This is a genomic window from Arthrobacter sp. SPT-J7, assembly GCF_059089965.1.
Genome location: NZ_JBNHFF010000004.1, coordinates 93,068 through 117,457 on the forward strand (window position 1 = coordinate 93,068; position 24,390 = coordinate 117,457).

A 24,390-nucleotide genomic window follows, 5' to 3' on the forward strand; every position below is an offset into this window, starting at 1 on the left:
CTACGGCTGCCGCGCGCCGCGTTTCTTTCGCAGGATGAGCGCGACGGCGACTCCGGCGGCGATGACCAGGACCGAGCCGATACCCCAGGCGAGGGCCGGCGCCGGGCCGGAGCCGCCGTCGTCGTCCGCCACTGCCACCATGGTTGGCGCTGCCGCCTGGTTGTCCGCCGGTGCGGCCACCGCGGATCCGGTGGCCGCGGCCGTTGCCTTGGCCGTGCCGGGGCCGGGCTCGACGTCGCCGACCAGGTCCAGGGTCAGCGTGTAGGGGATCTCCGTTTCCTTCGCGTCCTCGAAGTTGAGCGGGTCCACCGCGACCTGCACGTAGTAATCGCCGGCCAGGTAGAGCGTGCGCACGTCGTGGATGCCCTCGGCGGCGTTACGGTAGCGTACCGGCGAGGTAAAGTTCGCCGCCACCTGGGTACCCGGATCGGCCATGGACGTCATACCGTAGGCCCCCGTGGAGGTGCCGTCGGTGATGCTCACCAGCTGCCGCAGCGGATTGGCAACGCCCACCTGCAGGTAGGACGGATTGTAGATGTCCTTTTTGTAGTCGCCGAGTTTGGCGACGGCGCGCAGTTGCTGCCCGTAGTCCACCGGGATCTTGTAGAAGTGCACCTCGCCCGGAATGAGCGTGGCCTTGTAGCTGCCCGCGGCCAGTTCGGGGGCGGAGTTGAAGCTGTTGCCCGGGGCAGTCTCCTGCGGCTTGGTGCCCGGTTTCAGCAGATCGAGCTTGGTCACGGCGTCGTAGGCCTCGGGCAGGCCGGTGGTGTCCGCCACCGGCTCGGTCAGGAAGAGCAGCTCCATGGGCAGCGGGTCCTTTTCCCAGCCGGGCCCGCTGCGGGTCACGCTGACCACCAGCTCGCCGCCGCCGGAGGGCTTCAGGCACTCCTTGTCGCCGCTGCCCATGGCGCCGGTGGAGAGCACCGCGGTGACCGGGCCGTCGGAGAGCCGGGCCTCGTCGCGGGATTCGCGGACCGAGGTCAGGCATTCCTGCCCGTCCGGACCGAGGACCTCCAGCTCCAGGCTGCTGTAGGTGGACATGCTGCCGGACCGGATCGGCATCACCATGGAGGCGCTGACGTGCAGTCGCTCGCCGTCGTCCACGTGCACCTTGTAGAACTTGCGCGTGCCGCCGTCGTAAATCCTGTTGCTGCCGGTGGCGAAGGTGTCCAAGTATTGGCCGGTGGACACGTCCGCGGCGCTGGCCGCACTCTTGCCGCCGGTCACCGGGATGCCGGCGAAGTCGTAGGGGTTCAGCGCGCGGACGGTCTTGATCACCATCTGCTCGCGCAGCGTGTCCGCGTTGTCCGCGTCGGCGTAGGTGCCGCCGGAGGCCTTGGCGATGCATTCGAGTTCCTTGCGTGCCTGTGCATCCACCTTGAACCCGATGGTGTGCATGGCCAGGTCCACGCCGTCCTTGGCCAGGTCCTTGGCGACCTCGCACGGCGGCGGCGGCGAGCAGGTGTCGATGCCGTCGGACACCAGCACAATGCTGCGCGGGCCGTCGTGGGGAAGTTCGGCGGCGGCCCGGCGCAGCGCCTCGCCCACCGGGGTGTAGCCGGCGGCCTTGATCTTGTCGATTTGGCCGAGCAGCTTGCCGGGATCGGCGGTGCCCAGTTCGGACAACACAGTCACGTCCTTGCAGCCCTCGGCGCGGGCCTCCGGGGAGCTGTCCGTGTTGGTGCCGTAGACCATCAGGCCCAGCTGCGACCCCGCCGGCAGGGTTTCCACCAGCTCTCTGGCCGCGGCTTTGGCGGCGTCCATCCGCAGCGTGCCCTTGGCGTCGGCGTCGGGGTTGAGCATGGAACCGGAAGCGTCCAGGATCAGCATCACCGGCGCTGCCTCTTCGGATCCGGCGGCGGGCGCCTGCGGAACCGAAACGTGCGCGACCGGCGCCTGCGGGACGGGCACGGCGGGCGCCTGCGAAACGGGCACATGCTGCGGCAGGAACACGCTCAGCGCGGCGGCAAGGCCCAGTGCGCTCTTCAGGACCATGGTGCTCGCAACCATGATCTACCCCCCGGATTTCCCTCGGTGAAACGTTGGTTTGTTCGACTATATCCAGCTTCAGGAACTTCCAGCGGAGCCCGCCCCGGCGTCGTTCCGTGTTCGCCAAAGTTCCCGAAGGCAACAGAAACCCGCACGCCTGCCCCCTTCTCGATTTGACCCGCGGGAGCCGAGGCAGATAAGTTTTCGTGGCGTAGGTCACCAGCCGGCCCCTCCGGGGCGAGCGGCGGGGGCTTGCAATCCTTTTGGTCGGATGGGCAATGGTGCCCTGTGTCCGGCCTGTTCGAACGGAAACTCCCGCAGCTACGCAGTCCCACCCCTAAGGAACATGCATGAGCACCACCAGTACCGAACCCCATCTGCGGCGGGCTCTGTCCAGCCGCCACATCCAGCTCATTGCCATCGGCGGGGCCATCGGCACCGGCCTCTTCATGGGCTCCGGCAAAACCATCTCCGTGGCCGGCCCGTCCGTCATCTTCGTCTACATGATCATCGGCTTCATGCTGTTCTTCGTCATGCGGGCGATGGGCGAGCTGCTGCTGAGCAACACCGAATACAAGAACTTCAGTGACTTTGCCGGCGACATCCTCGGCCCGTGGGCGGCCTTCTTCACCGGCTGGACCTACTGGTTCTGCTGGGTGGTCACCGGCATTGCGGACGTGGTGGCGATTGCGCACTACGTGGCCTTCTGGTGGCCGGACCTGCCGCTGTGGGTCCCGGCGCTGGCCTGCATCCTGCTGCTGCTGGCGCTGAACCTGCCCACCGTGCGGGCGTTCGGCGAGACCGAGTTCTGGTTTGCGCTGATCAAGATCGTGGCCATCGTGGCGCTGATCGTGGTCGGCCTGGTCATGATCATCACCGGTTTCGAGCACGACGGCGCCCGCGCCTCCTTCAGCAACCTGTGGGAGCACGGCGGCATGTTCCCCACCGGCTTCATGGGCTTCGTGGCCGGCTTCCAGATCGCAGTGTTCGCCTTCGTGGGCATCGAACTGGTGGGCACCACCGCCGCCGAGACCAAGGACCCGGAGAAGAACCTGCCGCGCGCGGTGAACTCCATCCCGATCCGCATCCTGATCTTCTACGTAGGCGCTCTGATCGTGCTGATGGCCGTGGAACCGTGGACGGCGTTCAGCGCCGACGCCTCGCCGTTCGTCGGGATGTTCGCCCTGGCCGGGCTGGTGGGTGCGGCCGGCGTGGTGAACTTCGTGGTGCTGACCTCGGCAACCTCGTCCGCGAACTCCGGAATCTACTCCACCTCGCGCATGATCTACGGACTGTCGCAGGAGGGCGACGCGCCGAAGCGGTTCGGCAAACTCTCGGGGCGCGGCGTCCCGCGCAACGCCCTGCTGTTCTCCTGCATGTTCCTGCTGGCCGGCGTCGTGCTGCTCTACGCCGAGGGCAGCGTGTCCGAGGCCTTCACCCTGGTCACCACCATCTCCGCGCTGTGCTTCATGTTCGTCTGGACCATCATCCTGCTCAGCTACGTGGTGTACCGCCGCCGCCGGCCGCAGCTGCACGAGGCCAGCAAGTTCAAGATGCCCGGCGGCTCCTTCATGCCCTACGTGGTCATGGCCTTCTTCGCCTTCATCCTCTGGGCCCTGACCACCCAGTCCGACACGCTGACGGCCCTGCTGTTCACCCCGCTTTGGTTCGTCGGGCTCGGCATCGGCTACCTGGTGCTGCGCCGCAACCCGGAGCACGCCCGGATCCGCGCCGCCCACGACGCCAAGGTGGCCGAGGAGAAAGCCGACCGCGACGGCCGTGAACGGGAGACCGTCGGCCAGCGGTAGAAGCTGCTCCACCATGGACCGAAAACGTCCGTTCCCCGGCTCCGGGGAACGGACGTTTCTCGTCTTCCGGGCCACCTTGCCGGAACGTCTTGCCGGTGCCTCTTCCCGCCCGCGCCCGAACACGCAAGAATGAACGCGGATCGGACCGAGCCGCATCCACGACGGAAGGCAAACCCATGGCACTGGACCTCAACCCGTACTTGCAGTTCAGCGGCAACGCCGCGGAGGCGATGGATTTCTACCACTCCGTGTTCGGCGGCGAGCTGAACAAGATGACCTACGCGGAGGGAATGAACGATGACAACCCCGAGACCGGAGCGAACATCATGCACTCCTCAGTCTCCGTGGACCGCGGCTTCCTGCTGATGGCCTCGGACGTGCCGTCCGGGATGTCCCCGGCCGCCAACGGCTACATCTGCCTCAGCTCCAGCGGCGAGGACCAGTCCGAGAACGACAAGCTGCGCAGCTACTGGGAGGGCCTGAGCGACGGCGCGAACATCAACCAGCCACTGGAACAGGCGCCCTGGGGCGACTACTTCGGCCAGCTGACGGACCGGTTCGGTGTGAACTGGATGGTCAACATCACCGGGCAGCAGAATAGCGGCGGGCAGTAGCACGGCATGGCCATCACGGACTTCGAGCGCTACCCGCTGACCTTCGGACCCAGCCCGGTCCACCACCTGCCCCGGCTCAGCCAGTACTTGGGCGGCGCGCAACTCTGGGCCAAGCGGGAGGACGTGAACTCCGGCCTGGCCTTCGGCGGCAACAAAACCCGCAAGCTGGAGTACATTGTCCCGGACATCCTCGCCGAGGGCGCGGACACCATCGTCTCGATAGGTGGCTTCCAGTCCAACCACACCCGGCAGGTGGCGGCCGTGGCCGCCAAGCTCGGGCTGAAGGCCCTGCTGGTGCAGGAGAGCTGGGTGGACTGGCCGGACCCGCTCAACGATCGGGTGGGCAACATCTTGCTCTCCCGGCTGATGGGCGCCGACGTGCGGCTGGACCCGTCCGGCTTCGACATCGGCATCCGCGACTCCTGGCAGAACGCCATCGCGGAGGTGGAGTCGGCCGGCGGCAAGCCCTACCCCATCCCGGCCGGCGCCTCGGAGCACAGGCTCGGCGGACTGGGTTTCGCCAACTGGGCCTACGAGGTGCAGCAGCAGGAGCAGGAGCTCGGCGTCTTCTTCGACACCATCGTGGTCTGCACCGTCACCGGCTCCACCCACGCCGGCATGATCGCCGGTTTCGCCGCGCTGGAGGACGCCGGCGGTCGTCCGCGCCGCGTGATCGGCATCGACGCCTCCGCCACCCTCGCCAAGACCCGCGAGCAGGTCGGCCGGATCGCCCGCAACACCGCCAAGCTCATCGGCCTCGAGCGGGACCTGCGCGACGACGAGATCACCGTGCTGGAAGGCTGGGCCGGCGACCTCTACGGCATCCCGGTCGACTCCACCCTGGAAGCCATGCGGCTCAGCGCGTCGCTCGAAGCGATGATCACCGACCCGGTCTACGAGGGCAAGTCCATGGCGGGCACGATCGACCTGGTCAGCAGCAAGCAGATCCCCGTCGACAGCAACGTGCTCTACGCCCACCTCGGCGGCCAACCCGCCCTCAACGCCTACAGCGGCCTGTTCCGGAGCTAGAAAACAACGACGGCGGTGCTCGCTTGTGCACCGCCGGCTTCGGAATCCGGGTGGCTGGCAGACCCGCGGACATCCATTGTCCCTTGGTTACGGCAGCCGCCCGGGTCTGGGCCGGACGGCCGCCCCGGCGTCTTCGGGCCTGAGCTCTACTGGGCTGAGCAGTACCGCGGGTCCGCGGTGCAAAAACCCGTCCGACAGCGGCTGGCAGCGTAAACCTCCGCGTCCGCGCATGGCGGCGTGGGCGCCGGGTGCGAGCATCCGGTCCATCCAGACGCAGGGGTGGGCGTGCCGGCCTCCGCGGAAGCGCGCCTGTTGGCCGCGGGATTCCACCGCGAACTCTTCTCCGATGAGTGGCGCCAGCTGGGCCCCCCGGAGCACCACGTTCCGCCGCGCCAGCAGCGGATTAAACGGTGGAACGTCCAAGTCCCGGGCGATGGCCTCGAGGGACTCCACGGCCATGAACGTCACCGCCGCGTCCATGTGCGCCGCCTTGCCGAAGAACCTGTCGCCCACGATGCCCTTGCCGGCCACCACCTCGGCCCGGTCGCGGTCCTCCGTGGGCACGTCCGCCGCACCATCCTTGGCCCGGCCAAAGTAGGCATGCCCCGGCGACACCAACAGGTGAAGGATTTCGACGGGATAGCTGTACGTAGTGCTCACGTCACCAGCATTCCGTTAATCGAGGATCGCCAGGTCCTCGGCGCTCTATTGAGAACGGCTACTTTCAGCGGGTCAGCTGGATCAAGCTGATGAAAAGAACGGTCACCGCCAGGACGGCCAGTCCCTGCCACAGCACCACGCTTTTCCGGGCAGCGGGCCTTCGGTGCACTTCGTGCTGGTACTCAACCGCATCCAGGGCCAGGCCGATGAGGACGGCCCCGCCGAGGTTGATCCACAGCCCGTTGCCGCCGAAATCGAAAAGAGTGATGAACAGAAAAATGAAGGCGGTCCAGAGCACGTCCCGGAAGACTTTACCGGCGCCGGAAAACTTCCACTGCAGGTAGTTTTTCGGCTTTTGCTGCGTTTCGGCGATGGTCTGGTCATTGGTGGTCATGCATTTTCCTCCGGGCTTGGCTTGCCGTCATTGTGCCACGGCCGTGGCTCACGTTGATGTTCGGGCGAGCTCTACGATCCATCCGGGTGTCCGGCGCCCTAGCTTTTGGTCTGTTACGGTGCGCAGCCTGGCTGCTTGCACCCTGATGATCTCCTGCTGGGAGGCCTCGGTAGCTCTGCTGGAGGGCCGCCCGGCCTCCACATCCTCAAGAATCGTGACCGGCTGGACCAAGTTGTCGTTCGAGGCGACCTGCAGGATCCGGGCCTCTTCTTCACCGGCCAGGTTGCTCTCGGCGAGAAGGGCCAGCACCCCAAGCCCGATCACTCTGCGATCCACGCTGGAGGACATGGCGGCATCCAGCGCCCATTCGGCCCGCTCCCACCATTGGGAACGGCGATGAGCCTCCGCCTGCGTCTGCATGCTGCGCCAACCAATGAAGGCAGCAATCAGCGCCGCCAAGAGGATGGCAAGCGGACCCAGCGAGGCCAGAACGTCCCACCCATCAGGGCCATCGCTGCGGACCACAACCTCCAGCGGATCGGGAACCTGCTGCGCAACCATGGCTACAATCTAGGCCACGCGTCGGCCATGAGGCAGGAACAGGACGGTGTCGGGGGACTCCGTCTACACAATTGCCCAACGGGACGCCCCGGCGGCGGGGAGTAGACTCCTGCGCGAAAGCTGGGATGATCGGGCCATGAGCAACAACCCACTGATGATTACCTCGGATCTGGCCCGCGCAGCACGTGCCCTCACTCAGGTTTCCGCAAAGGTCATTGCGAAGAACGCGGGCCTGGATAAACAGCAGGTGCGCGACTTCGAGAAGGGCAACCTCCCGTTGACGCCCGAAGAAAATCAGCAGCTGCGCCGGGCCCTGGGACAGTTCGGCGTGGTCTTCATCGAGGACGACGACCACGGCGGCTACGGCGTCCGCCGCAAGTTCAACGCCACCAAGGTCAAGCGCCTCGAGACCTGGGAAGGCGAAGGCGGAGCCGCCTCCGAGGACATCTAAGGCACTCCGCCTTTCTAGATCTGGTCGTCAGGGACGTCGACTTCGATCTGCTCCAGTCCGTCGCCGACCGTGATTTGGCAGCCGAGCCGGCTGCGGGCCTCGTCGCGGGGGCCGGCGGTGCACTCGAGCATTTCTTCTTCGTCGTCGCCGATTTCCGGCAGTCCGTCGAGGTATTCGGGCCGCACGTAGACGTGGCAGGTGGCGCACATCGCCTGGCCGCCGCATTCGCCGATGATACCGTCGACGCCGTTGGTGACCGCCGCCCGCATCAGCGAGGTGCCGGGGTCGACGTCCAGGACGTCAACGTTGCCGTCGGAGTGGTGGAAACTGATCTTTGCCATGGTTCTTCTTTCCTAGTTCCAAGTGACGGGGAGGCTGGTGATGCCGCGGAAGACCCAGCCGTCCCAGGTCTCGGCCCGGGTGTCGTCGGCGCGCAGCCCCGGGAAGCGCTTGTAAGCCAGCGGGACGGCGATCTGCCCGATCGAGCTCTTGGCTGCCCAGTGCCCTGCGCAGAGGTGGACGCCACTGCCGAAGGCCAGGTGGGATGTCTTCGGGCGGAAGATGTTGAACTCATCGGCCGTAGGCCCGAAGTGCGCCACATCCCGGTTGGCGGATCCCACCACAACACCGAGCCCCGCCCCGGCAGGCAGGCTGACACCTTCCAACGTGGTCTCCCGGGTGGTTTCCCGCGGGTACATGCCGATGGGGGACTGCCACCGCACGGTTTCGTCGAACACGGCGGGCCACAACGCATCGTCCTGGAGCACCTTCTCGAGCTGTTCGGGATGCTGGCTCAGGGCCCACACGATGTTGGTGACCATGTGCTGCGGTTCATTCATGCCGCCGGAGATGGTGAGCTTGATGTTGGCGGCCACGTTGTCGAAGGGGAGCCCGCTGTTGGCCAGTGCCGACGTCATCGAAGCGTCGGGATGCCGCTGGTAGAACGGGATGAGTTCGTCGAGGATGGCATCCAGTTCCGCCTGCGAGGCGTCGCAGCGGTCCCAGATGGCCTGGTCGTCCAGCACGTTTCCGGAGCCGGCAATGAAGTCGTGGGACCAGCGGCGCATCTGCTCTACGTGTACGTCCTTGAGGCCGAGCAGGTCGATCAGGTTCTGTGAGGCTACCGGTGCGGCGTAGTCACGGTTGAGGTCGGCATGTTGCGGTCCCTTGTCCGCCAGGACATCCAGATAGATGTTCGCGTTGCGTTCGAAAACCGGCGCCCAGGCCTCTTTGATGTTTTTCGGGCGGAGCACCGGGTTGATGGGGGCGCGGTCGGCGGCGTGTTCCGGATCGTCCTTGCGCAGCATCGGCTGCGCGCCCAGCGCCCGATTCATCGCGGCTCCGCTGACGTTGGCGCTAAAGATTTCTTGATCCATTTCGACGGCGTGGCAGCCGGCGTAGTTGGTCACCAGGAACTTCTTGATCGCCGGCACCCAAGCAACCGGTGACTCGCGGCGCAGACGCTCATACGTCGGGTACGGATTGGCCATGAGGGCCACCGGGTCCACCCAGTCCGCTACCGGGTAGGGAGTCGTCTCCGCTTCAGCAGCCGGCCGTGCTTCCGTGGCGGCTGCCGCCGCCGTTGGCGTTGCGGCAGCCAGCACTGTCATGGCGCTGGCGCCTGGAGACTCTGAACCGAAGCCGTAGGGGCACTGACCTTCGAGGGAGGCAGACATGTGTACTCGTACTCCTAAATCAATGAGACATCGTGACTAGTCTCACCCGCTTTCTTCTCCTAGTAAACTGTGGATATCCGCACAACTTCTTCGACTGAGTAAGGTTTAGATGCCTAAGTTCACGCTGCGCCAATTGGAGCTCTTCGCTGCCCTGCCTGATCACCTCACATTGAGCTCCGCGGCGGCGGAGCTGCATATCTCGGAGTCGGCGTTGTCCCATGCCATCAGCGAGTTGGAGGCAGCAGTGGGGGAGCAGTTGTGCGTACGGCGCAAGGCACGGGGCATGCGCCTCACCCAGGCGGGACAGTACCTTGCCGGCCGGGCGCGGACCATCCTGAAGGAAACCGACGGCCTGGTCAGTGAGCTTGCCGGCGTCGGAGGAGAGCTGCGAGGACCCGTAGCGCTGGGCTGCTACATCGGGCTGGCCAGCAACGTACTGCCGTCGGTAATGGAAGGCTTCGGGAAACTGCACCCCGGGGTGGACATCGGCATCACGGTGGGCGACCACGGCGACCTGCTGCCGAAGCTGGAAACAGGGGCCTTGGATGCGGCGATCGTCTATGGCATCGGCATGACCGCTGGACTGCAGCAGAAGGAAATCTACAAGACAGAAGTGATGGCCATACTCGCGGAGTCGCACCCGCTGGCCGCGAAGCCGGACGTCGACCTGGCAGAGCTCGCACCTGAACCGCTGATCATGCTTGAGTCGCAGCCCAGCACCGGTTACACCCAATTGATGTTCGACGAACGTGGACTCACTCCGACCTATGCGGCGCGCGTGCCGCAGATCGACCTGGTCCGCGCGCTGGTGGGCCGTGGCCTTGGCTACAGCCTGCTCATGTCACGCCCCAACCAGATCCCCGTGACCACCGAGGGGTTGCCCATTGTCTCCAGACCATTACGTCCCCGGGCGGGCCTAACCTCAGTTGTCGCTGTCTGGCCCGACGGAGTGGCCCTCAGCGCCCGAGCACATGCGGTCATGGACTACGCGGCTGAGGTTCTGGAAGGCGCCGAAGCGGTCTGATCCTCAGAGGCTGCCGGCGCCGCTTTGAACCAGCAGCGCAGTCTTCGACTGTTGCCTACAAATGAGGACTCGAGCCAGCGGTGACCCCCAATGGGCGGCGCACAGCTGCCTGAGGTCCGGTCCCGGAAACGACGACGGCGGTGCCCTGCTCTGCGGGAAGGTGCAGCAGCACTCTGTCTACTGGCACTCTCTTCAGAAGCCAGGAAGTAGCGCTTCCTACGGGAGAAGATCGAGCCGGGATACGCCATGGCTTTCGCAGCCTCGGAACCGGCCGAGACCCTTGCGCAGCGCGATGGCATCCGCAAGGATGCAGGTGGTCCCGGACCGCGAAGAAGGAGCCGACGCGATGACAAAGTATTTGATCTCGTTTCCGAGTGCCGCCATGGCCGTTTCTGAAGAGGAACTGCCAGCCGTTTCCGATGCGGCGCACGCGGTGGTGCAGGAGGCGAAGGACGCCGGAGTGTGGGTGTTCGGCGGCGGCATCGATGAGAGCATCCCGCCGGTGATGGTCGAGGGCGATGGAACCGTGAGCGAGGGAACTTACCCGCAGACCAAGCAGCTTGAAGGCGGCTACTCGGTGCTGGAGCTGCCCTCGTACGATGCGGCGTTGGAGTGGGCCGCTAAGATCGCTGTCGCCTGCCGATGCGCCCAGGAAGTGAGGGCCTTCGGGATCGACGCCGCCAGCTAGGTCCCGGCGGGGCGATTGGCCTCAGAACATGCAACGAACAGTGCCGGGTGCGGCTCTTGAGGTAGAGCCGCACCCATGAGGAAAGCTTTTCCTCGTTCTAATTGAACTCAAGGCCGAGTAGCGCGTTCTCGGTGACCTCGGGCAGCGCCGGATGAATCCAGTACTGCTTGGCCGCGAATTCGCGGAGGTCCAGGTCAAAGGCGAGGACGGTGATCATCTGCTGGATCAGGGTCGAGGCTTGCGGGCCCATGTAGTGCGCACCGAGCAGTTTCCCGGTATCGCGATCCGCAATCAGTTTGCAGATTCCCGTGGTGTCTTCCATTGCCCAGCCGTAGGCGACATCCCCGTACTTCTGCACCTTGACTGTGAGATTGTGGCCCTGTTCTCGGGCCTGGTCCTCGGTCAGCCCGACGGTGGCGACCTGCGGGTAGGTGAAGGTGGCGGAGGGAACGTGGTCGTGCGGCATTTTTTGCAGATTGTCCGGGTGGAGCAGGTTGTGGCGCACGGCGCGCATCTCCGCGTTGGCCACGTGCTTGAGCATGTAGGGCGAGGAGACGTCGCCAAGGGCCCAGACCCCCTTGGCGGTGGTCGAACGACCGTATTCGTCGACGCGGACACGTCCGTCGTCGGTCATTTCGATCCCGGCAGAGGCCAAGTCCAGTTGGTCTCCATTGGGTAGGCGCCCGGTGGCCACCAGCAGTACTTCCGCGGTGACGGAGGTGCCGTCGTCGAGCCTGACAGTCACTCCCTCGGTTGTCTCCTCGGCGCCGATGGCGGTTCGGCCGGACAGAAGCTCGTACCGCTGGGCGGCGATAGCGTTGAACTGCTCGCCCAGCTCGGTGTCCAGGCTGCGCAGCAGCGAAGAGCGAGAGATGATCGTTACCTCGGTGCCGAGGGCCTCAAAGACGTGGGCGAATTCCATGGCGATGAAGCCTCCACCGATGATCACCATGGACTTTGGCTGCTCCGGCAGGCGCATGATGTCCTCGTTGGTGTAGTACCGCACTCCGGAGGCAGCGATGGGGTTGGGAATGAAGGGGCGGGAGCCGGCGGCGATTACGATCTGGTCACCGGAAATGATCTTCTGCTGCTGGTCTTGGCCGGTGCGCAGCGTGCGTTCGCCGACGAAGACAGCATGCTGGTCGTAGACGTCGATGTTGGGAGTCTGCGGACCGCGGCGGTACGCTTCACCCCCGCCGGCGATCGGATCGATGCGGTTTTCGAAGATGCGGGTGACCATTCCAGACCAGTCCACGGAGTTGACGCGGGCATTCACGCCCAGCCGCCCTGCCTGGGCGGTCTCCAACGCTGCATCGGCTGCATAGACGTACATCTTCGTGGGGATGCAGCCGACATTGAGGCAGGTGCCGCCGAACGTCCCCTTCTCGATGATCGCAATTGATTTGTCCTCGAACTCCGGCCCGGGGATGGAGTTTCCGGATCCGGTGCCGATGATGATCAGGTCGTAGTGCGCATCGACAGCGATATCGCTGGCAGGGGTATCCATGGCAAGTCCTCACTAGGGGGTCGTTTTGGGGTGGGGGCGCGGAAAGGGGCGGGCCGGGCAGTGGGAGGCGGCCGGCTGGAGAGGCGGGTCGGGTTATTCGGCGGTGGCGATCTTCCACAGCAGGGTGCGCAGTTGCCGGACGTCGTCCTCGCCGAAGCCGGCAAGCGTCTGCTCGACTACCTGGTCGCGCGCGGCAAGGGCGCGGTTCAGCACCGCCTGGCCTTCGTCGGTGGTGCGTGGAATGCGGATGCGCCGGTTCGCAGGATCGGCGTCCCGCACCACGTAGCCCTGCTTTTCGAGCCGGTCGATAACCGACATCAGCGTGGACTTGTCGAAACCGAGCGTGGTGGCGATCTCGATCTGGGTGCGCGGCGTGCCATCTCCGGCCACCGCCAGCACCAGCGTGTCACGCATGTCGTGCAAACCGTTGTCCCGGCAAGCAGCGTCGAAGTTCCCGGTCAGCACTCCGACGGCACGATGCATCAGCCACGTCAGGTCGCTGGTGAAAGGACTGTCCACCGTCGCACACGGTTTGAGCGACGGGGTGTCGAGATTGACGTTCGGCAGCACGCTCCCATGCTATCGACGGACCCCAGATAGTCCAATTTCGGATAATCTTGCCTCAGACGATCTGCCTTGGAGAGAGCGAGTGGTCGAAGCTGTGCAGGTCGTCTGCTCCCTGTCGGTTCTGGGCGGGGGACCGATTTCGCGACAAAGAAACGCTGGGTGCAACTCCACGTGGAGTTGCACCCAGCGTTCGTTTCAAGTGTTTCCGCAGGACCGGCCCGGGCCGCCCGGCTTTCGGGCTGCCTGTGGCGAACGGCGTGGACCGGGCGGTCCCGCGGAGTGGGTGGTTTCCGATCGTTACACGGAAACCGAGGTGCGCCGGTGATTGGCACCGGCACGTGGTCCCGGCGGCGGGCCAGGGGCTGGCTATAGAACCCCGGCCCGCCGCCGGACGGATGGTGGCACCTTAGGCCGCGGCCACTACCTTGAGAGGCGACTTCTCCAGCAGGTAGTTCTGGTAGGCGGGGATGGTCAGGAAGGCCGGGAACTCTTCGCCGAGGGCACACTCTTCGAAGATCTCGCGGGCGTCGTCGAACCGGTCGCCGTCGAACCGCGGCAGGCCGGCGAACTCTTCCTCCAGCAGTTCGCGCACCCATTCGCGGGTGACAATCTCGCCGTCGTCGGTCAGGGCGTGGGCGTGGATCCACTGCCAGATCTGCGAGCGGGAGATCTCCGCGGTGGCGGCGTCTTCCATCAGGTTGTGGATGGCCACCGCGCCGTTGCCGCGCAGCCAGGACTCGATGTACTGGATGCCGACTTCCAGGTTGGTGCGGATGCCGGTCTCGGTGATGGTCCCTTCGGTGCCGGCGATGTTGAGGAGGGCACCGTCGTCGGGCATAACATCCTCGCGCTGGCGGTCCAGCTGGTTGGTCCGGTCACCCAGCACCGAGTCGAACACCTCGCGGCAGACCGGCACCAGGTCCGGGTGCGCCACCCAGGAGCCGTCGAACCCGTCGGAGGCCTCGCGGGTCTTGTCCGCGTGCACCTTCTCCATGGCGATGGCGTTGGCCTCCGGGTCGCGGCGGCTGGGGATGAACGCGGCCATCCCGCCGATGGCCATGGCGCCGCGGCGGTGGCAGGCGCGGACCAGCTGCTCGGTGTAGGAGCGCATGAACGGCGCGGTCATGGTCACCTGCGTCCGGTCCGGCAGCACGAACCGCGGTCCGCGGGCGCGGAAGTTCTTGATCACCGAGAAGATGTAGTCCCAGCGGCCGGCGTTCAGCCCGGAGGCGTGCTCGCGCAGCTCGTACAGGATCTCCTCCATCTCGAACGCGGCCGTGATGGTCTCGATCAGCACGGTGGCGCGGATGGTGCCCTGCGGGATGCCCAGCAGGTCCTGCGCCAGGATGAACACGTCGTTCCACAGCCGGGCTTCCAGGTGCGACTCGATCTTCGGCAGGTAGAAGTACGGTCCGCGGCCCTGGGCGATCAGCCGCTGGGCGTTGTGGAAGAAGTACAGGCCGAAGTCCACGATGCCGCCGGCCACCGGTTCGCCGCCGATCAGCATGTGCTTCTCCGGCAGGTGCCAGCCGCGGGGCCGGACCACGATGGTGGGCAGGTCGGTCAGCGTCTCACCCGTCAGCTTGTATTCCTTGCCGGTCTCCGAGGTGAAGTCGATCCGCCGCTCCAGCACATCGGTCAGGTTCAGCTGCCCGTTGATCACGTTGGACCAGCTGGGCGTGGAGGAGTCCTCCATGTCAGCCAGCCACACCTTGGCGCCGGAGTTCAGCGCGTTGATGGTCATCTTCTTCTCCACCGGCCCGGTGATCTCCACCCGGCGGTCCTCCAACCCGGGCGCCGGCGGAGCCACGCGCCAGCTGGAGTCCTCGCGGATGTTCCGGGTGCCGGGCAGGAATTTCGGATCATGCCCGCGGGCGATCGAGCGCCGCCGGTTTTCCCGCTGCACCAGCAGCTCGCGCCGCCGGTCGGCCGTGGCCTTGTGCAGCCTGGCCACGAACTCCAGCGCCTGCGGCGTCAGCACTTCCTCCTGCCGGCACACCGGCGGGGCCGTCAACGTAATCCCGTTCAAGGTAATCGGATCGTTCATCGCTCATTCACTCCTCAAGAAAACTTTTGTAGGTACGACGGGGGCGCCCGGCCTGGGTGCCAAAGGTGACCTTCGGATGAGGTGAGGTTCGGATGGAGCCGATTGGGGGTCCGGAAAGCGGCTAATAGATTCCGTAAGGCCGCCCACGGCCGTCGGAATGTCGTGCCGCGGCGGACCCCCAATCGGCGAAGCCGAGCACCGCCGTCGTGATCAAGCTGGTTAGTGGAACTGGCCCTCTTCGGTGGAGCCGACCAGTGCCAGGGTGCTGCCGTTGGGGTTGAGGGCAGTGGAGATGGTGTCGAAGTAGCCGGTGCCCACTTCGCGCTGGTGCTTGGTTGCGGTGTAGCCGCGGTCTTCGGCGCCGAACTCGCGCTCCTGCAGTTCCACGTAGGCGCTCATCCCGTCCCGGGCGTAGCCGTGGGCCAGGTCGAACATCGAGTAGTTCAGGGCGTGGAAGCCGGCCAGGGTGATGAACTGGAAGGTGAAGCCCATCGCCCCGAGCTCGCGCTGGAACTTGGCGATGGTCGCGTCGTCCAGGTGCTTCTTCCAGTTGAAGGACGGCGAGCAGTTGTAGGAGAGCATCTGGTCCGGGAACTCGGCCTTGACCGCCTCGGCGAACTTGCGGGCCAGCTCCAGGTCCGGGGTGCCGGTCTCCATCCAGATCAGGTCCGAGTACGGGGCGTAGGCCTTGGCCCGGGCGATGCACGGCTCAATCCCGTTGCGGACCTTGTAGAAGCCCTCGGGGGTGCGCTCGCCGGTGATGAACTCGCGGTCGCGCTCGTCCACGTCCGAGGTGATCAGCGTGGCGGCCTCGGCGTCGGTCCGGGCGATGATCACGCTCGGCGTGCCGGCGACGTCGGCGGCCAGCCGCGCCGCGTTCAGCGTGCGGATGTGCTGCGCGGTGGGGATCAGCACCTTGCCGCCCAGGTGGCCGCACTTCTTCTCCGAGGCCAGCTGGTCCTCCCAGTGCACGCCCGAGGCGCCGGAAGCGATCATCGACTTCATCAGCTCGTACGCATTCAGCGGCCCGCCGAAGCCGGCCTCGGCGTCGGCCACAATCGGCACCAGCCAGTCCTCAACGGTCTGGATGCCCTCGGAGAACTCGATCTGGTCGGCCCGCAGCAGCGCGTTGTTGATCCGGCGGACCACCTGCGGCACCGAGTTCGCCGGGTACAGCGACTGGTCCGGGTAAGTGTGGCCGGAGAGGTTGGCATCCGCGGCCACCTGCCAGCCGGAGAGGTAGATGGCGCGCAGCCCCGCCTTGACCTGCTGCACCGCCTGGTTGCCGGTCAGTGCGCCGAGCGCGTTGGTGTAGCGGCCCTCGGCGGCTTCCTCGGTGAGCTGCTTCCACAGCTTCTGCGCGCCGCGCTTGGCCAGCGTGTGCTCTTCCTGGACCCGGCCGCGGAGGCGGACGACATCCGCTGCGGTGTAGTCGCGAGTGATGCCCTCCCAGCGGGAATCGGCGGCCCACTCGAGCTCCAGTGCCTTGGCCGCTTCTTCAGCGTTCATCGGGGCCGGCTCAAATGATGCAGTCATTGCTGTTCTCCTTGGTAGCGGTCGAACTTCTTCGTGAAATCGACTATTCCGCAGGTCACAACAGGTAATCCATAAAAATTGCTGGAAAGATTTGCAGTTCTTCTCGTATCCTCAAGAAATGACAACCACCAGCTGGAATCGTCCCGCCAAGCACGACGACGGTGCCTCCTCAGAGCCCGAAGTCGACGTCATCAGCTTGGGCCGGCGGGTGCGGCACCTGCGGAAGGCCCAGGGCATGACGTTGGACGATCTCGGTGCCGCCGTCGGTGCCGCGCCGTCGCAGCTCTCGCTGATCGAGAACGGCAAGCGCGAGCCCAAGCTCGGCATGCTGCAGGCACTGGGCAAAGCCTTGGGTGTGGGCATCGACCAGCTGCTCGGGGCCGAGCCGCCCAGCCGCCGTGCAGCGCTGGAGATCGAGCTGGAACGCTACCAGCGCGGTCCGCTGTACGAATCGCTCGGACTGCCCAAAGTCCGCGTCACCTCGCGGCTTTCCATCGACGTGCTCGAGTCATTGGTAGGCCTGCAGCACGAGCTGGAACGCCGGCTGGACGAGCAGGCCGCCACACCGGAGGAGGCCCGCCGCGCCAACACCGAACTGCGGGCGGAAATGCGCGCCCGGAACAACCACTATGAAGACATTGAGGCGCAGGCCCAGGAGCTGCTCAAAGCGGTCGGCTTCAAGGGTGGCCCGCTGTCCCACCACGTGGCTGCTGACATCGCTGAGCACCTAGGTTTCAGCCTGCAGTACGTCAGTGACCTGCCGCATTCCACCCGGTCGGTGACGGATTTGAAGAACAACAGAATTTACCTGACTCAGGGGCACCGGTCCGAACACGACCCCCGCTCGGTACTGCTGCAGGCCGTAGGGCACTACGTCCTGGGGCACCAGACGCCCACGGACTACGCCGACTTCCTCCGTCAACGCGTCTACACCAACTACTTCGCCGCAGCCCTGCTGATGCCCGAGCACGCCACCGTCGATTTCCTGCAGAAAGCCAAGGCCGCCAAGGAACTGGCCATCGAAGACCTGCGCGACGCGTTTAGCGTCTCCTACGAGACCGCAGCCCACCGCTTCACCAACCTGGCCACACATCATCTGGGCATCCCGTGCCACTTCCAGAAGGTGCACGTCTCCGGCATCATCCACAAGGCCTACGAAAACGACGGCGTGAACTTCCCCGCCGACCACACCGGCGCCATCGAGGGCCAGCCGGTCTGCCGCAACTGGACCTCACGGGCAGTGTTCGACGTGCCGGACAAGTTCCGCGCCTTCAACCAGTACACGGACACGAAGGCCGGGACCTTCTGGTGCACCGCCATCACGGAGCGGCATTCGTCGGGGGAGTACTCGCTGAGCATCGGCATTCCCTACAAAGAGGTGAAGTGGTTCCGCGGCCGCGATACTCCCGAACGCTCCGTCTCCAACTGCCCCGACGAGTCCTGCTGCCGCCGCCCACCCGCCGACCTCGCCGCCCAGTGGGCCGGCAACGCGTGGCCCAGCGCCCGCGCCAACTCGCACCTCCTCGCAGCCCTCCCACCGGGCGCCTTCCCAGGGGTGGACGAGACGGAGGTTTACCAGTTCCTGGCCGCGCATGCGAGTTCGTGAACCTCGCCTCCGGTGACTTGACGACTCTTACATGCGCTGTTAACCGCGATTCGCGCGGAAGGATCCTCTCCCTGTTCCGCCGCGTGCACGAGACCCGTCTTAGCGGGCACCGAAGAGCTGATCGCTGTGTGCAGGGAGATTATTTGCGATGGAATGAAGCACCTCAGTCAGGTTCCGCGCTGCATAGACGTAGTCGAGGACCACGTCAGGCTCGACGATGAAATTCTCCTCATGAGCTGCCTGATTGCGGAGTTGTCGTAGTTTCGCGGCCGATGAAGCGACGTCCATATCGACGGAAGATATTCTACGGAGTGCCGGGATGGGATTACGGAGCATCATTTGGAGGTCTTTTCGATTACCTCCGGATCTTTCAACTAGATCGTAAGCGGCTTTCTCCAAAGGAATGTACGCCTCTAGAACTGCGTGGCGCGGAAATGTGTAAACCATTGATTCTGCAGCATTTGCCGTCCGATCCTGTTTTGAATCGTATCTCAAAGAATCGCTGGCCTGAGTTGGAACTTCTAGCTTGGAGGCAATTTCGGTGACTTCCCTGACTCGTTCTCCAAACTTCGCGTTGACGCTTCCTGGACCAGAAAACTCAGTCATATCTGCCATTCGCTGAGCGAGCGCGCCGATGACTTTACTGAGTTTCTTCCGGAACATCAGTGCCAGCGCCACCACTGCCGCCGGCCAGACTATCGACGAAATTAAGCTCGCAATAAACTCCAGCAGGTCCAAGCCGTACCTCTCACGTTGGGTAGCTAGTTTCACTAGCTAAGTCTTCCCTCGTCAAGATTAGTCTATGGACCAGAGTGTCCTTAAAGGCGCAAGTGATAGACGAGAGTACGGATAACCAAAAGTTCGAGCAGTTGATTGGTCACTTGCTGTCTTCGATCGGCTAAACAACTTAACCAGAAGGGGCTAACCGGCAGACCAACCCGAAAATTTACCTGTGGTGTCCCCGGAACATCACTCCTGCGCGGAAACTAGCATGACTGATTGCATACTCACCGACGTGGATGACCACGCTGTTAGCAGATGAACAGGAGTCGGACGGCTAAAGTGGTAGCCATGACGGAGACTACTCAAGTGCATTCGGTTGGCGAACTGGTCGAAGCCATTGAACGTATTAGAGTGGATCGCTCAGTTCCTCTGTGGTACCGCGGACAGCGGAATGCGTCTTGGACTGTTCAACCCGCGCTCTGGAGATCGGGCCCCCAGGGCAGCTATACCGGGCAAGACGAGCGGAACTTGACTCACAGATTTCGTACGCGTGCGGCAGTTCGATACCCGAGCACTCCGGCCTACGACGATCATTCTGCATGGTTAAGCCTGATGCAGCATTACGGTCTACCGACTCGCCTTCTCGATTGGAGTCGCTCACCGCTCGTGGCCGCATATTTCGCTGTTGAGACTTATCTCGACCGAACGGTCGAACCCGAGGATGCAGCGATCTGGGTCCTCTCACCGCATGAGTTGAACCGCCGCCATGCCTCCATCGATGTCACCCCGGCTATCAACTCCCGTGAATGCGACCATTTAGTTGAACCGGCATTCCGTAATCCGCGCAGAACGGGGCGACTGCGCGGTCAAATCATCGCAGCGATGGCGACAGAACTAGATTTGCGCATGTTCGTGCAACAAGGATGCTTCACTGTGCATTCTCCTGAGGCCCCTCCACTCGAGGTCCCTGAGTTCTCCAAGGACCTCTTGTGGCGCGTGGTCATACCAAGGGTTGCGGTGCAACGAATTGCGCAGCAAATGAATAATTTAGGCTTCCGTGGCGGTGATTTGTTCCCAGACTTGCAGAACCTTGCGATGGAGTTGACCCGTTCCTATCCTGCAGGATCAGTGGGGCCAATGAAGGGACAGCATGACTACTGAGGCTCAAATGGTACGACATGGCTGCGCTTCCATCCGGTCTTTGTCGCGGACAACAAACACTTCAATTCTCCACTGGCAGGCATGGAGTGACTTGTCAAACGCCGTGCTCCAACTAGTGGCTTCCTCAGCGATGCGACGCGGTCAGAGCCCAACTGCAAAAAGGAAGTTTCAGTGAAGTGAGTCCAGTTTGCGAAACATCAAATGAACGGGGTGCGGGTGATCACGTGAGGCCCCTCAGAACTGCCGAATCGCTAACTAAAGGGTATATGGGCCCGCACCCCAGGAGTTCTCCTAATGTCGAAGGACGCGCAACAGGTGGTTGGTCAGCAAACGTACATCTGAGGGGGTGTTCTGAAGTCCGTTCCAGCGCCGGGTATCGTCCGGTCCGAAGTTCCAGTTGCCGCTCGTCCAGGCTACTTCAGACTTGAGCTTGTCGATCTCCTTCTCAAGTCTGAGGCCTGGCAGCTCGGCTGCCGGCACACCTTCAGTAAGTGAATCCATCACGTACCCAAGAGATTGGATACCCACGCCGTGGGTCAGGCGGGACTTCAGCGGTGGCAGTTCCCATGCCTCTGGGAACGTACGCTGCACTAGGGCCCAGAAAAGATTGAGGTGCAGAAGGATCTGGTCGATGTCGCCCGTTCCGTCTGCGGGATCACGGTATTGATACAGCGCACCGTCGTAAAGGCTGTTCTCGATCATCTTCAGGACGCTGTTGTCCTTGATATAGCCATCCGGATTAGTAGGAGTGGCGATCCGACCGCCGAACGGCCTCTCAAACTGTTGGGCGCCGGCGTTGAGCCTCATCATGATTGAGGCGGGCAACTGCTTGCGGGCGTAGATTGCCGGCAAATGCCCGGCTGTGTCGGGCAGAAGTTCGTGGATGAGTCCCTTAGGCAAGGGTTTCGTATTGTTCACGAGGATGAACTGCGAACGTTGCTCGGCCTCCCCGCGGGCAATAAAGCCGACGGCTGCGATAGGGAACTCCGCCAAGTCCGCGTCCCGGATGGCAGCGCTTCGCTGCTGACCGTCGACTAACCAAGCCGGTTTCTGTTCTTCAGGCAAGGACTCGTCTATGGGAATGACGAGTTCGCCAACGGTCGAGTAGTCGATCTCCCCCACTGGAGTGGCCGGTACAAACGTCACCCGTTCGTCGAAGGCAAGAACTATCGCGTTCGGCAGCATTGGTGATTCCGACTCAAGGTACCGGCGAATGGCTCGAATATGGCTCAAGACTTCGGGGCGTTGGTATCCCTGCAGGGAGTCATCGTCGCGGTGAACACGTGAAACTGCCGCAAAGTCATGGATGCGTTTGCCGTCCACGCCAAAACAGAAAATGTACTGCTTTCCCTGCTGAAGCCGGATGGCTGGCAACCTCAACTCGTATTGGTCAGCCATGGTTACTCCTTGTCGTGGATGTGAGACTCTTGCTATTGATCTTCTTCATCTTGCTGGCGAGCACTGACATGTTGTGGAAGCCTCGACGCTTGTTCCGTTCAGTGCCACGGAAGATCGCGATTTCGATGCCGTGTTCCCGGCAGAGCGAGCATGGGCATGTATTCCACGGGGCGGCATCGAGGGTCCGCTCATACTCGGCTTTGTAGCTCTTCTTTTTGCTTTGGTTTTTGCCCTGACTGATTATTTCGTAGGCTTCGAGTTCCTCAAGAACTCTTTGGGTCGACTTGCCGCTGCCATCGTGTTCACGGAGGGCTCGCAGGCAGGCCCTTTCCTGTCTGATCGCGTCTTGCTGCGACACCTGGCCTGACAGTATCGCTCGTTTCAACGTTGGATTGCCGTCTACCTGTGGCACTCGTAGAGCAGCAAACGAGTTGTCCTCAGTGTGGAAGTTATTCCGATCATCCATGAAGGCCTGCCGGAAGGCGGAGGTGCTGTCGAAACTCGTTACGCCATAGTCGCCGAAGGTCTCCATAGATTCCACCCGGGTGATGCCCAGTAGGTGAAGTTCCGTACTAGGACGACGGACGGCGTCGATCGCTACGAGGCAGTCGAGGATGTCTTTGGTCTTCAAAGGAACCATACCGCCGAGCGCAATGCGCACATAGCCCATGTCCTGCAGTTGCCGCACGCTGTCCGCGAAGCTAGCCGGACTCCAGCCTTGAGCTGCTCCGACAGGTTGGAGGTTCAGACCCTGGTCCCTGACGTGCGAGATGAATTCCTCGGCGAGTCGCAGCGTGATCCGTCGACGTTCTGCCCAGGCCGGATCAACTTCCTTCTCTGTTGCCAGCGGTTCGTAGCCGAAGATAATGTGATCGACGCTAATGCCCGCGTCAAAACCGCAGTCCTCATAGAACGCCAAAGTCTCTTGTACGGTTACTGGCGGGATAAGTTCATCGACGTAATTAAACGCTCCATTATCGCCAAGCGTTTCAACCACGGCGGGGAGACGAAAGAATTTGCGGACTCCCAGTCTGTACAGTCGCGCCCGCTGCGCTCCTGTGTATTTTCCAGCTCCCTTCAATGTCCCGTCGACAATTGCCTTGCTTACGAGTATGCCGTTGTACGGTGCAGGACTGAGCACTTCATGTGCATAGAGATCGTCCCTCTGACGGACGCGCAGAGGCGAATACTCGTCGCGCAGAAAGTCATAGGTTGGGCTGACCAGATCTTGGCTGTCTGGGAAGAAGAACTTCACCTCATCGCCGCCCGGTTGGTCACGTATGTCCTCGCAAGGTAGTTGGAAAGGGCACTGATGTGTCTCGGTGTGTTCTGGAGTTCATCCCAGGGCAGGCCAAGTTCAGGCCACACGCCTTGAGTCCAGAAGCAGGCGCCCGAGATAGACGCGAGTTCCAATTCAGCGTCGCGGACAGCATCAGGACTTCCGACGTCAACGTGCGCCATGACCCTTTCCATCAGGCGCCCCATGCCCCTAATGCCGACCCCGCCCATCAATCGAGACTTGGTAGGAGGGAGCCCCCAGGCTTCCGGAAAGGTATTCTTCACGGCTGTCCAATATGTCAATAGAACCTCTCGGATGCCTTCCGTGTCAGTCGTGCCTGTAGCGATATTCCGGTAGGGAAACAGAACTCCCGACGGCGATTCCAGAGACTCCTTGAGTGCCTCTACAAGACCTGTGTCCGTCACGATCGCGGCCTTCTTCGCCTCCTCAGCCGTCGACGCACGTTTGATCATGCCCGCAAACGGAGACGCAGGGTCTTGGTTCAACATGTCAACCAAAGCCGACGGCAGTTTTCGCGTTGGCATCCGTCCGGATGGAATGCGCGTTATGTCCGGAAGAAGTTCTGTAACGAGGTTTACCGGCAACGGTTGGACGGTGTTCACCCTCAAAAACTGTTCCCGTTGAAGCTCGACCGTGTCTGCAACGAATCCTGCAATGGGCACAGGCAGGCGCCGGTTCTTGGTGCGGGATAAGGCCAAGCTGCGTTGCTGACCATCAACGATCCATGCGGGCCGTGGTCCGTCCGGACCGGTGCTGAGGGGAATTTCCAGAGTTCCGGCAACCACCAATCCGTCGTTGGTGGACGGTCCGCGGCTGGACCTGAAACGTACTTCAGGCGGAAGCGCGAGTATTAGACCATTGGGAAAGAGTACGTCTGCGCTGTCGAGATAGTCCTGAATCTGCTTGACATGCTTCTTTTTTTCAGGCCGTTGGTATCCGATCAGTTTGCCGGCTTCGTCACGCCCGATCCTTGCGACAGCGGCGATTAGGTCGACTTCCTCTGCGGCCAGGGCGAACAGGTATAGGGGTATGTCGTTATTCTGGAGCACCTTGAGGGCACGACGTTCCAACCACTGCTCACTCATGCCATCTCCACGGGTACCTGATTGAATAGTTCGCCAAATCGCTTCTGCTCGCAGGCTAGGCCCGAGTCCCGAAGCGCGCGCAGAGCCCGACTTTTCGAGATGTCTGGATGTGTTTCGCGCAGAACTCGAACAAAACTGAAGACCGCCTCGTCCGTAAGCGGGGTGCGTTTGGGCGGGGCCGGTGTTCGGGATCGTTCCACCCAGTCGTTCCAAGCTTGGTTGTCAAGGGCGCCTGCGATTTTAGGGACGTCCAGGTGCTCGATCCATCTGATTGCGGTCCGGAGATTGAGGCTGGTTGCCGTTCCTCCAAGAGCGTTCATCAAACTCCGGTCCGCAGGAATACGTATCTGCGCGGGTACGTGCTTTGAACCTCCGAAAACCACGACGTCATCACGGTCTTCGAGGTCGGCCAAGTCCGCAGACATCGCCGTGGCATAGGGCTCTGAGAGAACGAACAGCGTGGGCCCATTCAGTTGCTGATCAAGTGTTTCTTGATCCTCAGTCATAAGGTGCCACCAGGCCTTGATTTCGGCAGAGTCGTTGCTGATGGAGTCTGCATGTCGGGG

General features: G+C 63.2%; 24 protein-coding genes. 8 read left to right on the forward strand and 16 right to left on the reverse strand.

Features of this window, described 5'->3' with window-relative positions:
• Positions 1-2,010 carry a vWA domain-containing protein gene (locus AC5RWX_RS08035; RefSeq protein WP_494077542.1) on the reverse strand — a complete coding sequence of 670 codons (2,010 nt, stop codon included), beginning with the start codon at positions 2,008-2,010 and terminating at the stop codon, positions 1-3.
• A 329-nt stretch (positions 2,011-2,339) separates the two neighbouring features.
• Here AC5RWX_RS08035 and cycA point away from each other — a divergent pair, with 329 nt between their 5' ends.
• The 3 genes from cycA to AC5RWX_RS08050 all read left to right on the forward strand — a co-directional run bounded on the left by cycA (position 2,340) and on the right by AC5RWX_RS08050 (position 5,440).
• Positions 2,340-3,797 carry a D-serine/D-alanine/glycine transporter gene (cycA, locus tag AC5RWX_RS08040; RefSeq protein ID WP_494097207.1) on the forward strand — a complete coding sequence of 486 codons (1,458 nt, stop codon included), beginning with the start codon at positions 2,340-2,342 and terminating at the stop codon, positions 3,795-3,797.
• 176 nt (positions 3,798-3,973) lie between these two features.
• On the forward strand, positions 3,974-4,411 hold the full coding sequence (locus AC5RWX_RS08045; RefSeq protein ID WP_493944654.1) for a VOC family protein: 438 nt from the start codon (positions 3,974-3,976) through the stop codon (positions 4,409-4,411).
• 6 nt (positions 4,412-4,417) lie between these two features.
• A complete protein-coding gene (locus tag AC5RWX_RS08050) occupies positions 4,418-5,440 on the forward strand; it encodes a 1-aminocyclopropane-1-carboxylate deaminase (RefSeq protein WP_494097208.1) in 1,023 nt (340 codons plus the stop codon).
• Positions 5,441-5,527: 87 nt separating this feature from the next.
• Here the strand turns inward: AC5RWX_RS08050 and AC5RWX_RS08055 are convergent, their stop codons facing one another.
• From AC5RWX_RS08055 to AC5RWX_RS08065, 3 genes are all read right to left on the reverse strand, one after another.
• Positions 5,528-6,100 carry an MOSC domain-containing protein gene (locus tag AC5RWX_RS08055; protein WP_494097209.1) on the reverse strand — a complete coding sequence of 191 codons (573 nt, stop codon included), beginning with the start codon at positions 6,098-6,100 and terminating at the stop codon, positions 5,528-5,530.
• Between the two features lie 64 nt (positions 6,101-6,164).
• Positions 6,165-6,494 carry a hypothetical protein gene (locus tag AC5RWX_RS08060; protein WP_494097210.1) on the reverse strand — a complete coding sequence of 110 codons (330 nt, stop codon included), beginning with the start codon at positions 6,492-6,494 and terminating at the stop codon, positions 6,165-6,167.
• A gap of 48 nt (positions 6,495-6,542) precedes the next feature.
• Positions 6,543-7,055, reverse strand: a complete 513-nt coding sequence (locus AC5RWX_RS08065) for a hypothetical protein (protein WP_494097211.1) — start codon at positions 7,053-7,055, stop codon at positions 6,543-6,545.
• 136 nt (positions 7,056-7,191) lie between these two features.
• On the opposite strand from AC5RWX_RS08065, the gene AC5RWX_RS08070 reads away from it, so the two are divergent.
• Complete coding sequence (locus AC5RWX_RS08070; protein WP_494097212.1) at positions 7,192-7,506, forward strand: hypothetical protein; 315 nt, start codon at positions 7,192-7,194, stop codon at positions 7,504-7,506.
• 14 nt (positions 7,507-7,520) lie between these two features.
• Here the strand turns inward: AC5RWX_RS08070 and AC5RWX_RS08075 are convergent, their stop codons facing one another.
• Complete coding sequence (locus tag AC5RWX_RS08075) at positions 7,521-7,847, reverse strand: 2Fe-2S iron-sulfur cluster-binding protein (protein WP_494097213.1); 327 nt, start codon at positions 7,845-7,847, stop codon at positions 7,521-7,523.
• Between the two features lie 12 nt (positions 7,848-7,859).
• Positions 7,860-9,182, reverse strand: a complete 1,323-nt coding sequence (locus tag AC5RWX_RS08080; protein ID WP_494097214.1) for a cytochrome P450 — start codon at positions 9,180-9,182, stop codon at positions 7,860-7,862.
• Between the two features lie 109 nt (positions 9,183-9,291).
• Here AC5RWX_RS08080 and AC5RWX_RS08085 point away from each other — a divergent pair, with 109 nt between their 5' ends.
• Entirely contained in the window at positions 9,292-10,206 is a 915-nt protein-coding gene (locus AC5RWX_RS08085; RefSeq protein ID WP_494097215.1) for a LysR substrate-binding domain-containing protein, read from the forward strand.
• Between the two features lie 216 nt (positions 10,207-10,422).
• Here the strand turns inward: AC5RWX_RS08085 and AC5RWX_RS08090 are convergent, their stop codons facing one another.
• Positions 10,423-10,590: a hypothetical protein gene (locus AC5RWX_RS08090; protein WP_494097290.1), complete on the reverse strand. Its 168-nt coding sequence runs from the start codon at positions 10,588-10,590 to the stop codon at positions 10,423-10,425.
• On the opposite strand from AC5RWX_RS08090, the gene AC5RWX_RS08095 reads away from it, so the two are divergent.
• On the forward strand, positions 10,553-10,894 hold the full coding sequence (locus tag AC5RWX_RS08095) for a YciI family protein (protein WP_494097216.1): 342 nt from the start codon (positions 10,553-10,555) through the stop codon (positions 10,892-10,894). The genes AC5RWX_RS08090 and AC5RWX_RS08095 overlap by 38 nt on opposite strands.
• A gap of 97 nt (positions 10,895-10,991) precedes the next feature.
• Here the strand turns inward: AC5RWX_RS08095 and mtr are convergent, their stop codons facing one another.
• The 4 genes from mtr to aceA form a co-directional block, all read right to left on the reverse strand.
• Positions 10,992-12,401, reverse strand: coding sequence for a mycothione reductase (mtr, locus tag AC5RWX_RS08100; protein WP_494097217.1), 1,410 nt, complete (start codon positions 12,399-12,401; stop codon positions 10,992-10,994).
• A 93-nt stretch (positions 12,402-12,494) separates the two neighbouring features.
• Positions 12,495-12,971 (reverse strand): MarR family winged helix-turn-helix transcriptional regulator, encoded by a 477-nt coding sequence (locus AC5RWX_RS08105; protein WP_494097218.1) that lies wholly within the window; start codon positions 12,969-12,971, stop codon positions 12,495-12,497.
• 403 nt (positions 12,972-13,374) lie between these two features.
• Complete coding sequence (gene aceB, locus AC5RWX_RS08110; protein ID WP_494097219.1) at positions 13,375-15,015, reverse strand: malate synthase A; 1,641 nt, start codon at positions 15,013-15,015, stop codon at positions 13,375-13,377.
• A gap of 219 nt (positions 15,016-15,234) precedes the next feature.
• On the reverse strand, positions 15,235-16,551 hold the full coding sequence (gene aceA / locus AC5RWX_RS08115) for an isocitrate lyase (RefSeq protein ID WP_127514291.1): 1,317 nt from the start codon (positions 16,549-16,551) through the stop codon (positions 15,235-15,237).
• 91 nt (positions 16,552-16,642) lie between these two features.
• On the opposite strand from aceA, the gene AC5RWX_RS08120 reads away from it, so the two are divergent.
• Positions 16,643-18,157, forward strand: a complete 1,515-nt coding sequence (locus AC5RWX_RS08120) for a helix-turn-helix domain-containing protein (protein WP_494097220.1) — start codon at positions 16,643-16,645, stop codon at positions 18,155-18,157.
• Positions 18,158-18,256: 99 nt separating this feature from the next.
• Here the strand turns inward: AC5RWX_RS08120 and AC5RWX_RS08125 are convergent, their stop codons facing one another.
• Entirely contained in the window at positions 18,257-18,928 is a 672-nt protein-coding gene (locus tag AC5RWX_RS08125) for a hypothetical protein (protein ID WP_494097221.1), read from the reverse strand.
• A 300-nt stretch (positions 18,929-19,228) separates the two neighbouring features.
• Between AC5RWX_RS08125 and AC5RWX_RS08130 the strand changes: the two genes are divergently transcribed.
• Positions 19,229-20,041: an FRG domain-containing protein gene (locus tag AC5RWX_RS08130; RefSeq protein ID WP_494097222.1), complete on the forward strand. Its 813-nt coding sequence runs from the start codon at positions 19,229-19,231 to the stop codon at positions 20,039-20,041.
• A 291-nt stretch (positions 20,042-20,332) separates the two neighbouring features.
• On the opposite strand, the gene dbpB (AC5RWX_RS08135) is transcribed toward AC5RWX_RS08130, so the two are convergent.
• The 4 genes from dbpB (AC5RWX_RS08135) to AC5RWX_RS08150 are packed head-to-tail and all read right to left on the reverse strand — an operon-like array spanning position 20,333 to position 24,330.
• Positions 20,333-21,439 carry a DGQHR domain-containing protein DpdB gene (dbpB, locus tag AC5RWX_RS08135; RefSeq protein ID WP_494097223.1) on the reverse strand — a complete coding sequence of 369 codons (1,107 nt, stop codon included), beginning with the start codon at positions 21,437-21,439 and terminating at the stop codon, positions 20,333-20,335.
• The gene (gene dpdA, locus AC5RWX_RS08140) at positions 21,432-22,694 is read right to left on the reverse strand and encodes a tRNA-guanine transglycosylase DpdA (protein WP_494097224.1); all 1,263 of its coding nucleotides are present in this window, start codon (positions 22,692-22,694) and stop codon (positions 21,432-21,434) included. The genes dbpB (AC5RWX_RS08135) and dpdA overlap by 8 nt, the downstream gene beginning before the upstream one ends.
• Positions 22,691-23,824 carry a DGQHR domain-containing protein DpdB gene (gene dbpB / locus AC5RWX_RS08145; RefSeq protein WP_494097225.1) on the reverse strand — a complete coding sequence of 378 codons (1,134 nt, stop codon included), beginning with the start codon at positions 23,822-23,824 and terminating at the stop codon, positions 22,691-22,693. The genes dpdA and dbpB (AC5RWX_RS08145) overlap by 4 nt, the downstream gene beginning before the upstream one ends.
• On the reverse strand, positions 23,821-24,330 hold the full coding sequence (locus tag AC5RWX_RS08150) for a hypothetical protein (RefSeq protein ID WP_494097226.1): 510 nt from the start codon (positions 24,328-24,330) through the stop codon (positions 23,821-23,823). The genes dbpB (AC5RWX_RS08145) and AC5RWX_RS08150 overlap by 4 nt, the downstream gene beginning before the upstream one ends.
• Positions 24,331-24,390 lie beyond the last annotated feature (60 nt).

Coding starts and splice junctions, on each gene's coding strand:
- dbpB (WP_494097223.1), bottom strand. CDS start 21,439: ATGGCTGACCAATACGAGTTGAGGTTGCCAGCCATCCGGCTTCAGCAG.
- AC5RWX_RS08095 (WP_494097216.1), top strand. CDS start 10,553: ATGACAAAGTATTTGATCTCGTTTCCGAGTGCCGCCATGGCCGTTTCT.
- AC5RWX_RS08090 (WP_494097290.1), bottom strand. CDS start 10,590: ATGGCGGCACTCGGAAACGAGATCAAATACTTTGTCATCGCGTCGGCT.
- AC5RWX_RS08150 (WP_494097226.1), bottom strand. CDS start 24,330: ATGACTGAGGATCAAGAAACACTTGATCAGCAACTGAATGGGCCCACG.
- mtr (WP_494097217.1), bottom strand. CDS start 12,401: ATGGATACCCCTGCCAGCGATATCGCTGTCGATGCGCACTACGACCTG.
- aceB (WP_494097219.1), bottom strand. CDS start 15,015: ATGAACGATCCGATTACCTTGAACGGGATTACGTTGACGGCCCCGCCG.
- AC5RWX_RS08050 (WP_494097208.1), top strand. CDS start 4,418: ATGGCCATCACGGACTTCGAGCGCTACCCGCTGACCTTCGGACCCAGC.
- AC5RWX_RS08075 (WP_494097213.1), bottom strand. CDS start 7,847: ATGGCAAAGATCAGTTTCCACCACTCCGACGGCAACGTTGACGTCCTG.
- AC5RWX_RS08045 (WP_493944654.1), top strand. CDS start 3,974: ATGGCACTGGACCTCAACCCGTACTTGCAGTTCAGCGGCAACGCCGCG.
- dbpB (WP_494097225.1), bottom strand. CDS start 23,824: ATGAGTGAGCAGTGGTTGGAACGTCGTGCCCTCAAGGTGCTCCAGAAT.
- aceA (WP_127514291.1), bottom strand. CDS start 16,551: ATGACTGCATCATTTGAGCCGGCCCCGATGAACGCTGAAGAAGCGGCC.
- AC5RWX_RS08065 (WP_494097211.1), bottom strand. CDS start 7,055: ATGGTTGCGCAGCAGGTTCCCGATCCGCTGGAGGTTGTGGTCCGCAGC.
- cycA (WP_494097207.1), top strand. CDS start 2,340: ATGAGCACCACCAGTACCGAACCCCATCTGCGGCGGGCTCTGTCCAGC.
- AC5RWX_RS08070 (WP_494097212.1), top strand. CDS start 7,192: ATGAGCAACAACCCACTGATGATTACCTCGGATCTGGCCCGCGCAGCA.
- AC5RWX_RS08035 (WP_494077542.1), bottom strand. CDS start 2,010: ATGGTTGCGAGCACCATGGTCCTGAAGAGCGCACTGGGCCTTGCCGCC.
- AC5RWX_RS08060 (WP_494097210.1), bottom strand. CDS start 6,494: ATGACCACCAATGACCAGACCATCGCCGAAACGCAGCAAAAGCCGAAA.
- AC5RWX_RS08130 (WP_494097222.1), top strand. CDS start 19,229: ATGACGGAGACTACTCAAGTGCATTCGGTTGGCGAACTGGTCGAAGCC.
- AC5RWX_RS08080 (WP_494097214.1), bottom strand. CDS start 9,182: ATGTCTGCCTCCCTCGAAGGTCAGTGCCCCTACGGCTTCGGTTCAGAG.
- AC5RWX_RS08085 (WP_494097215.1), top strand. CDS start 9,292: ATGCCTAAGTTCACGCTGCGCCAATTGGAGCTCTTCGCTGCCCTGCCT.